Annotated in this window: 9 protein-coding genes and 1 pseudogene; 8 read left to right on the top strand and 2 right to left on the bottom strand. The window is 38.5% G+C overall.

The genetic code is table 11. The annotated features are described in order from the left end of the window. Window positions 1-295 precede the first annotated feature (295 nt). The 3 genes from rny to spoVS all read left to right on the top strand — a co-directional run bounded on the left by rny (window position 296) and on the right by spoVS (window position 3,592). Window positions 296-1,861 (top strand): ribonuclease Y, encoded by a 1,566-nt coding sequence (rny, locus tag MUB24_RS22470; protein ID WP_244707887.1) that lies wholly within the window; start codon window positions 296-298, stop codon window positions 1,859-1,861. Window positions 1,862-1,954: 93 nt separating this feature from the next. After that, entirely contained in the window at window positions 1,955-2,749 is a 795-nt protein-coding gene (locus MUB24_RS22465; RefSeq protein WP_244707885.1) for a TIGR00282 family metallophosphoesterase, read from the top strand. Window positions 2,750-3,331: 582 nt separating this feature from the next. Continuing rightward, window positions 3,332-3,592 carry a stage V sporulation protein S gene (spoVS, locus tag MUB24_RS22460; RefSeq protein ID WP_213096710.1) on the top strand — a complete coding sequence of 87 codons (261 nt, stop codon included), beginning with the start codon at window positions 3,332-3,334 and terminating at the stop codon, window positions 3,590-3,592. A gap of 88 nt (window positions 3,593-3,680) precedes the next feature. Here the strand turns inward: spoVS and MUB24_RS22455 are convergent. Together MUB24_RS22455 and MUB24_RS22450 are read right to left on the bottom strand one after the other, a co-directional pair. Next, a pseudogene (locus tag MUB24_RS22455) lies at window positions 3,681-3,971 on the bottom strand (recombinase family protein); the annotation flags it as partial. 533 nt (window positions 3,972-4,504) lie between these two features. After that, window positions 4,505-5,251: an NADPH-dependent F420 reductase gene (locus MUB24_RS22450; RefSeq protein WP_244707882.1), complete on the bottom strand. Its 747-nt coding sequence runs from the start codon at window positions 5,249-5,251 to the stop codon at window positions 4,505-4,507. A gap of 215 nt (window positions 5,252-5,466) precedes the next feature. Between MUB24_RS22450 and MUB24_RS22445 the strand changes: the two genes are divergently transcribed. The 5 genes from MUB24_RS22445 to MUB24_RS22425 all read left to right on the top strand — a co-directional run bounded on the left by MUB24_RS22445 (window position 5,467) and on the right by MUB24_RS22425 (window position 8,829). Continuing rightward, entirely contained in the window at window positions 5,467-5,826 is a 360-nt protein-coding gene (locus tag MUB24_RS22445) for a winged helix-turn-helix transcriptional regulator (protein WP_244707880.1), read from the top strand. Window positions 5,827-6,214: 388 nt separating this feature from the next. Beyond that, entirely contained in the window at window positions 6,215-6,640 is a 426-nt protein-coding gene (locus MUB24_RS22440) for a MarR family winged helix-turn-helix transcriptional regulator (RefSeq protein WP_244707878.1), read from the top strand. A 251-nt stretch (window positions 6,641-6,891) separates the two neighbouring features. Continuing rightward, on the top strand, window positions 6,892-7,569 hold the full coding sequence (locus MUB24_RS22435; protein WP_244707876.1) for an LLM class oxidoreductase: 678 nt from the start codon (window positions 6,892-6,894) through the stop codon (window positions 7,567-7,569). A gap of 17 nt (window positions 7,570-7,586) precedes the next feature. Beyond that, complete coding sequence (gene nfsA, locus MUB24_RS22430) at window positions 7,587-8,327, top strand: oxygen-insensitive NADPH nitroreductase (protein ID WP_244707874.1); 741 nt, start codon at window positions 7,587-7,589, stop codon at window positions 8,325-8,327. Window positions 8,328-8,367: 40 nt separating this feature from the next. Further along, window positions 8,368-8,829 carry an MFS transporter gene (locus MUB24_RS22425; protein ID WP_396426810.1) on the top strand — a complete coding sequence of 154 codons (462 nt, stop codon included), beginning with the start codon at window positions 8,368-8,370 and terminating at the stop codon, window positions 8,827-8,829. The last annotated feature ends 202 nt before the right edge of the window (window positions 8,830-9,031 follow it).

The following is a 9,031-nucleotide window of genomic DNA, read 5'->3' as shown; positions in this document are numbered from 1 at the left end:
GGAATTTGGTTCAATTTGATCCTAAAAATAGGAAACTCAATTGACGGAACATTCAAAAATGTTGATAAGGTATTTTCCTTAAAAAAGGGAACAAAATATAAATTTACTCCTCAGAGCTGGAGGAAAAGGAACATCACTTGACATTAAAACGTCACAACTATAAAATGAACATGTGTATTTTACATTTTTTTCGCATGAATTTGAGCTTGGCTCAGTATATTGAAACCTATGTAGCAATGTACCAGCCGACATGAAAAAAATTATTTTTAATTTTATAGCAAGGGGAGGTGAAAGTATGGGTACAACCTTTATCACCATCATCTCCATTTTGCTTGGCCTTATCGTCGGTGTAGTTGTTGGCTATTTCATTTTTAAATTGATTACGGAAGCAAAGATAACAGGTGCTAAAAGTTCTGCGGAACAGATTTTAGGAGATGCTAAGCGGGATGCGGAAGCATTGAAAAAAGAAGCCTTGTTAGAAGCGAAGGATGAAAATCATCGCCTTCGTACTGAAATGGAACTTGAACTTCGAGATAGAAGAACCGAATTGCAAAAACAAGAAAATCGATTATTGCAAAAGGAGGAGAACCTCGACCGAAAAGGCGAAACTCTTGACAAGCGGGAAAATACGCTCGAAAGGAAAGAGGAGTCCCTTAATGAAAGACAACAACATATTGAAGAGATGGAAAGCAAAGTGGATGAGATGGTCCGCAAACAAGAGCTTGAGATAGAACGGATTTCTAGTTTAACTCGTGAGGAAGCAAAAAGCATTATTCTGTCAGAAGTAAAAAAGGAATTAGCTCACGAAACAGCCATTATGATCAAAGAAAGCGAAATGCAAGCAAAAGAAGAGGCTGATAAAAAGGCTAAAAATATTCTCTCTCTCGCGATTCAACGTTGTTCGGCCGAACATGTCGCTGAAACAACCGTTTCGGTTGTCAATCTACCGAATGATGAAATGAAAGGTAGAATTATTGGTAGAGAAGGTCGCAATATCAGGACGCTTGAAACATTAACGGGCATTGATCTCATTATTGATGATACACCAGAGGCGGTAATCTTATCAGGCTTTGATCCCATTAGACGAGAAATTGCTCGAATAGCACTTGAAAAGCTTGTTCAAGATGGACGAATCCATCCGGCACGAATTGAAGAAATGGTGGAAAAGGCTAGACGCGAAGTGGACGAGCACATTCGTGAAATTGGGGAGCAAACAACATTTGAGGTTAGCGTTCACGGGTTGCATCCAGATTTAATTAAAATACTTGGTCGTTTAAAATTCCGAACAAGTTACGGACAAAATGTTCTCAAACATTCTATAGAAGTTGCATTTCTATCCGGATTGCTTGCTGCGGAATTAGGTGAGGATGTGACACTTGCCCGTCGTGCAGGATTACTTCATGATATTGGGAAAGCGATCGATCATGAAGTGGAAGGAAGTCATGTGGAAATTGGTATTGAATTAGCCACTAAGTATAAGGAACATCCTGTTGTGATCAATAGCATTGCTTCCCATCATGGGGATACGGAACCGACCTCGACCATTTCTGTGTTAGTTGCAGCCGCAGATGCTTTGTCAGCCGCAAGACCTGGCGCAAGAAGTGAAACACTTGAAAATTATATTCGTCGCCTAGAAAAATTGGAAGAAATTTCCGAGTCTTATGATGGTGTTGAAAAATCATATGCGATTCAAGCCGGTAGAGAAGTCCGTATTATTGTAAAACCGGAACAAATCAATGATTTGGAAGCCCATAAACTGGCGCGCGATATTCGGAAGAAAATAGAGCATGATCTCGATTATCCTGGGCATGTTAAAGTGACTGTCATCCGGGAAACAAGAGCCGTTGAGTATGCTAAGTAGAAAAGGCGGGGTGTAAATCGCTCCGCTTTTTTGTGTCTTCTATTTTTCAATATGGTACACTATTTATGCAGTCCAAAAAGAAAGGGATTTTTTATGGAAATTTTATTTATTGGTGACGTCGTTGGATCTCCTGGTAGAGCGATGATTCAAGAATATTTATCCAAATTAAAAAGAAAATATCGTCCACATATAACGATTATCAATGGAGAAAATGCGGCGGGGGGTCGTGGCATTACAGAACCTATTTACAAACAATTTCTTGAAGCAGGTGCGAATGCGGTTACTTTAGGAAATCACGCTTGGGATAATAAGAATATTTTCGGATTTATTGAAGACGCGAAGTACTTAGTAAGACCAGCAAATTTTCCAGAAAACACACCGGGAAAAGGACTGGTTTTTGTCAAAATTAATTCTATTGAAGTTGCGATTATCAACCTCCAAGGAAGAACGTTTATGCCGCCACTGGATTGCCCATTTAAAAAGGCAGAGGAATTAATTGAATTAGCGAAAAAACGAACAAATATTATCTTTGTTGATTTTCATGCTGAAGCAACAAGTGAAAAACAGGCGATGGGTTGGTTTCTCGATGGTAAAGTATCAGCTGTGGTTGGCACCCATACACATGTTCAAACGGCTGATTATCGAGTATTGCCGCACGGAACGGCCTATATAACAGATGTAGGTATGACAGGTCCTTATGATTCTATTCTAGGCATGGAAAAAGAGGCTGTATTACAAAAATTTCTCACAGCCTTGCCAGCTCGATTTGAAGTACCTAAAACGGGACGCAAGCAGCTAAGCGCCTGTTTAATTAAGGTAGAGAATACAACTGGAAAAGCACTAGAGATTCATCCGATTCTTATTAATGATGACCATCCGTTTTTCTAATAGTAAGAAGGCATAATGTCGGATCTAACTCCTGCGCCTAGCCTCTCGAGGCTAGGCGCTCCTTTTTCTTATGTTTTTGTCAAATTTGGGGATAGTCGGAATAGTGGCCGTGCCCCAGTTTTATGTTTTTGGCAAATTCGAGGACAGCCGGAATAGTGGCTGTTCCTTAGTTTTATGTTTTAACCAAATTTGGGAACAGCCAGAATGGCGGCCATGTCCCAGTTTTATGTTTTAAACAAATTCGGGGCAGCGATATCAATGAACGTGCCCTTTCTTGTAAGGTAAGAAAGAAATTGGCTAATGTTTGGATCTAGCTCCAGCGCCTAGCCCCTCGAGGTCAAATAACCCTGAACCTATGAAGGGAAAGATCGCCCTTCCTAGGTTCAGGAACATTTGCTTGTCGGGGCTGAACAAGGCGCTTGCGCCTTTCTTATAATAATGCTCATTTTTATTTCTTCTCTTTCCTCTTTTGGACAAACCGGAATAGTTCAGAAATTTCCTGAATATAGTAACAGTGGAAAGGGTTACTGCGATTGTTGATTTTGGCAATCGCGATGGGGAAATGACAAGGAGGAACAAGAAATGGAAATATTAAAAGTTTCAGCAAAATCCAATCCTAATTCCGTGGCGGGTGCGCTAGCAGGCGTTCTCAGGGAAAGAGGGAACGCGGAAATCCAAGCGATTGGAGCCGGGGCATTAAATCAGGCAGTGAAAGCAGTTGCGATCGCAAGAGGATTTGTCGCCCCCGGAGGTGTGGATTTAATTTGTATACCCGCTTTTACGGATATTTTGATTGATGGAGAAGAAAGGACGGCTATTAAGCTAATCGTGGAACCAAGATAAAAACAATTTCTACTTTCATACGGATAAGGACTTGTTTGCTACCCAGCTAACGAGTCTTTTTCATTTTTCTAAAATTGAATTCTCAACCTGTATCCAGCCAAGACTCCTTTAAACTTTTTAAATGCGCTCCTTTTTGAGCAATGAGTTCTGTAATCTCAATCAGATCTTTTGTGGATCTGGATAAACGGGTTAAATCCGTTACAACAACGGTGTCTTCTGGTCGAAGAAACTCCAGCATAAGGTTCAGCTCTGGCCGCTCCTGTTTCGTTCCTGTTACTTTTTCAAAAAAGATACGTTCACACCCAAATTCTTCAAGCTGCTTCTTTTGGCGATCCAAATTTTGATCAATGGTTGAAACGCGCATGTAACCAAATTTCATTTACATCCTCACCTTTCAGTGCAATTGTACCAAAACTATCAAATAATTAATATTGTTACAAAGTATTTGGTTACACATTTTTGTTACAGCAATTGCATAACAAACACTACTTTATAAAAAAAGTAGTAAAGTTAAAAGCTCCAGTTACTCTTTTCCGCAATCAGGCCATATTGTCGAGGATTGTTTGAATGAATTTCCAGTTTGACTCGTTATGATTGTGACGATCTTTACTTAAACCAAAGGCAGTAAAGTTGAACAAGATAGTAAGTAATTAATACGGATTAGACCATTACTGTGCAACACTGTCTTCATTTTAGATAACCTTTTGAAAGAATGTTCTTAAACGGGTAGGGCAGGTTAGTAGAAGAGGGATTTAAAACATAATTATAAATTCTATTTTGAAAAAATTAAGATCTAACTTAACGGACTCTTGAATCTTTCAGAATTTCCAATAGTAGTTATGATTTTTTTAGCAAAATAGGTATATATGGATATACAAAAAGGTACACCTTAACTGAGTGCACCTTTTGTTTTTATGAATTGTATATTTCTCTGTTTATATTCACAATATCCTTATGTGAAAATTCGCCTTCCTTTTTTTCTGCAAAGAGCTCTGCTAACCGTTCCATCACCTTGTCCCGTAGTAATGGTGCTTTTTCTTTATTTGCCTTTTTCAACGCTTTCGTAAGATCATCTTTTGTTAACTCTGTGCAGTAAGCAGGAGTTCCTGGCTGCTGTCTCCAAGAGTCACTTAAAGAACCACTGTCTACTGCGTCAAAGCCTAACTTGTTTACTACTTCCATGATTTCGTGTTTTTGTGTAGGATCATTACCAGCAACTGCCATCGCGATTCGTCCACTAGAATCCTCGGATTTTTCTTCATGTTCTAAAGTGTAGGCTAATAAGTTGTTGAAAGCTTTTATGATAGGTCTGCCTAATTGATTTGAAACCCAAACACTTTCAACCATCCCGTTCTCTATTTCTTCAATTTTACCGTTTCTAAAAGGATAATAATTTGAAGTATCTACAATGATGACTGCCTCACCAACTTGATCGATAGTGTTCCGAATGTTTGGAAGTACATTTATAGGGAGCGATAGTATTAGAACATCAATATTTTTAATGACATCCTCTACCCGCACAGCTGTTCCAGCAAGTTCTTTCCCTTCTAAATGTTCAATTCCTCGCGCATCTGCAATTTTGACATCATGTCCAATCTTAACCAATTTTTTCGAAATAATAGACCCAATTGGTCCAGCACCTATAATTCCATATCTCATGATTGTTCCTCCTAAAGTATTTGTATATAAAAGAATTATTCAGCTTAAAGTTACACAATCATATGTTTATCAAATTGTAAACAGATAATAAAAAGGTATTGAGTATTTCTGTTCCATATACTAGAATAAAATCATTTCTCATCTTTTTAAAGTAGGCAATAAAAATTGACTTAGTACAGTTTTTTGTACTTAACAGTAGAAAGCGGGTGAAGAAGGTGTCTAGGATATGTAAGGATGGATTTGATAAAGAGTGTATAAAGGAACAAAGAGAATTTTATGGCATTGCTTATACCCAAAATATCCTCTCCGGACGTTGGAAATATGTAATTCTATGGTATTTAAAGACCAAAGAGCGTCGCTATAGTGAAATTAAGGCTTTTTTATGGGATATTTCACAAGGTTCTCTTACAAAGCAACTTCGAGAACTGGAAACGGATGGTTTAATTAATCGCAAAGTTTTTCCAGAGGTTCCTCCTCGTGTTGAGTATTCACTAACCTCAAAAGGGGAAGAATTGATCCCTATTATTGATTTGATGGAAAAGTTCGGGAAGAAGTTTGGGGAGCAGGCAGACTAACCAAGGCCCTCACATTCATTGGTTACAAGTTACCCCTAATTCAAAACTAAATGATTTAAGGTCTAGGCTGTCATTGCGGCAGATTTTTTGTAATAACCAAGCTATTAAGTACAAAAAAATGTACTATGGCAACTTTTATTGCCCTCTTTTAAAAATTGAGAATTTGTTTTATTCTAGTGTCTGTAACAAAATTACTCCATACAACAAGTTGATAGGCAAAACGGTGTAATATACAGAATCCGGACATTTCAGTGTTTAACAGATAATGATGCATTGATCCATATCCTTTTGTCGTCCGTTCTAGATAAATTCAGCCTGGATGGACAACTTATTTTTAACTATGATATAGTTAGCTTGCTAAATACATCATAGTAGTGGGGGTATACCTATGAACGATATAGTTGGATGCGAAATTCGTGAGTCATTAGATAAAATTTCATCCAAAATGCGTCGAGATTATAGCGAAAATCTAAGAGAACTTAATCTTCATGTAGGCCAGGATAGACTACTCGCTCGTTTGTGGTTAGGTGATGGAATAACACAAATGCAACTATGTGAACATTTAAAATGTGAGCCGCCTACGGTAACAAATATGGTTAAATCGTTGGAGCAAAATGGGTTCATATACCGTAAACGTGATGAACAAGATGGAAGGGTTATGCGAATTTACCTAACTGACAGAGGGAAAGAATTAGAGAAACCTGTTGATTTCAAATGGAAGCAGCAACAAGAAAAATTACTCGGTTCAATTTTACCGGAAGAACGCTTAATCTTAAGGGAACTTATGAAGAGAATGGAGAGAAACTTATTCTAAAGTTTTCTCTATGTTGATATTTAGCATGCTAAATAAAATCGGTCTATATCGTTTAGTTACTAAGAAAAAGTTTATAGGAAACCACTGAAGAGGATGCGTCTAGTTGAAACATTGATATCCATACTCGCTAAAATGTTTCAAATTAGTTAGTAAGCTAAATATTATTTTGTGTTTTACAAATTTATTGAATCTAATTAGAAATAGTTTACAGCGGCTCTTTTGTTTACTTGGAGCCTTTTAAAAATAAAGGAGTGAAGATACATGAAAAGAAAAGATACGCTTCTGGTGTTTATGCAAATCCTTATGATATAGAATCTGCTCGTGAACACAGACAAGCGCTTCGACAAAGTGCTGCCCGTTTTGGCAGAAATCCCGAGGACATCAAGATGTATGCAGGATTTATGTTTTCCCTAGGCTCAACTGAAGAAGAAGGTCTAGAACGACGAAGACAGCTTATGAGTTTTAATCCTGAGGAGATTCCAGGAAGGGTAAGTTACCTTGGCTCAATGGTTGGTTTACGACTATCGGTGAATTCGGTTGATATTGATCAACCTTTATCAGCTGACTTGTTGAAAAAGGCATATGCCAATCCAATGGATCCACGTTCCCACAGAGCTTTAGAGCTGCTGAAAAGAGGGATCTCCATTCGTGATGTTCTTGCTCATGGGGTTATTAACTATCATCCAGTAGTTGCAGGTACCCCCGTACAAGTTGCTGACTTCTTGGAAGAATGGTTTTTGGCTGGTGCATGTGACGGCTTCTCGGTTGTTCCGGATATAGCCTATGATGGAGTTGCTGATTTTGTGGAACTAGTTGTCCCAATTTTGCAGGACCGCGGTTTATTCCACAGGGAATATGAAGAGAAAACACTGCGCGAGAATATGGGAGTTCCTTACCAATACGGAAGGCTGAAAGAGAACAATAATTAATAGAGGAGAGGATTTAAATGAATAATACCCTTGAATTGCTTCATAATCATACATCCATTCGTACTTTCACTAATCAACCACTGACAGAGGGACAACGAGATGCAATCTTTAAGGCAGCTAATCAAACTTCATCATTCAGTTTACTACAAGTGGTTTCTATCATTAGAATCACAGATCCAGAATTACGAAAAAAAGTGATGCAGCTCTCTGTAAATCAACCTTATATTGAAGAAGCAGCAGAATTTTGGATTTTTTGTGCAGATTTTAACAGGAATCATGAAATTGCACCCAAGATTGACCTTGACTATATTGAATATCTTTTAATAGGTACATTCGATGCTGGGCTAATGGCTCAAAATGCTTTAACTGCGGCAGAATCAATGGGACTCGGTGGTGTTTATATCGGTGGAGTAAGAGCTAATATTTCAGAATTAACCGATGTATTAAATTTACCGAAGTATGTGATTCCGTTAGTGGGGCTATGCATAGGACATCCTGCTGGAGAGAAGCCAGGACTGAAACCGCGTTTGCCTCAATCGATGGTCATGTTTGATAATCAGTATCAATCTCTAGATGAAGAAAAATTAGCAGCATATGACCAACAGATGCGTGAATATTATCAAGATCGTCCTGTTAAAGCGCCTTTCACAGTAAAGAAAGTAAAGGGATGGAAAGATCACATTGAGGATCATCTTGATAGAAGTAGACTCCCCTTTATGCTTGAGTATTTAAACAAACAAGGATTTGCTAAAAAATAATCTGATATTAATTAAAAATAGATTTATGAGGAGATATAAAATGAAGAATCAATACAATACGCGTGCCATCTTGACAGCGTTACTTATCTGCGGTGCTGTTGGCATGTTTAACGAAACCTCTCTAAATATAGCCTTGACTAATTTAATAGAAGTGTTCCAAATTTCGCCTGCAACCGCACAGTGGTTAACAACCGGTTTTATGCTGACTCTTGGCGTTTTAATGCCAGTGAGCGGGTTGCTGTTGCAGACGTTTTCCACAAGGAAGCTGTTCATAGGTTCGGTCATGAGTTTAATCGTAGGTACATGGATTGCGGCACTGGCATTCAATTTTGAAATGTTGATGTTCGCCCGAGTTTTACAGGCGGTTGGCATGGGATTGTTGCTTCCACTCATATTTAATACCGTTCTTGTTATATATCCACTGGAAAAGAGGGGGGCGGCGATGGGATTGGTCTCACTGGTTTGGTTATCATGGTCGCACCAGCGTCTGGACCGACTATAGGCGGTCTATTAATAGAATATTTAACATGGCATTACATCTTTTGGATCTCCCTGCCACTTTTGGTCATAGGGTTATTGATAGGGTTTAAGTTACAAATGCGTGGTTTAACTCCACCGTCTTTAGACGGTATCAGCTTTTAGCCTGTCCCTTAAATGTCCATACTTTAGATGAGGTGAAGGTATTGGACGGATATAGAAAAAGT

Source organism: Lederbergia sp. NSJ-179, from assembly GCF_022867885.1.
Classification (GTDB): Bacteria; Bacillota; Bacilli; order Bacillales; family Bacillaceae_C; genus Lederbergia.
Note: the sequence above shows the minus strand (reverse complement) of the source record. Positions and strands in the feature narration are given on the sequence as shown.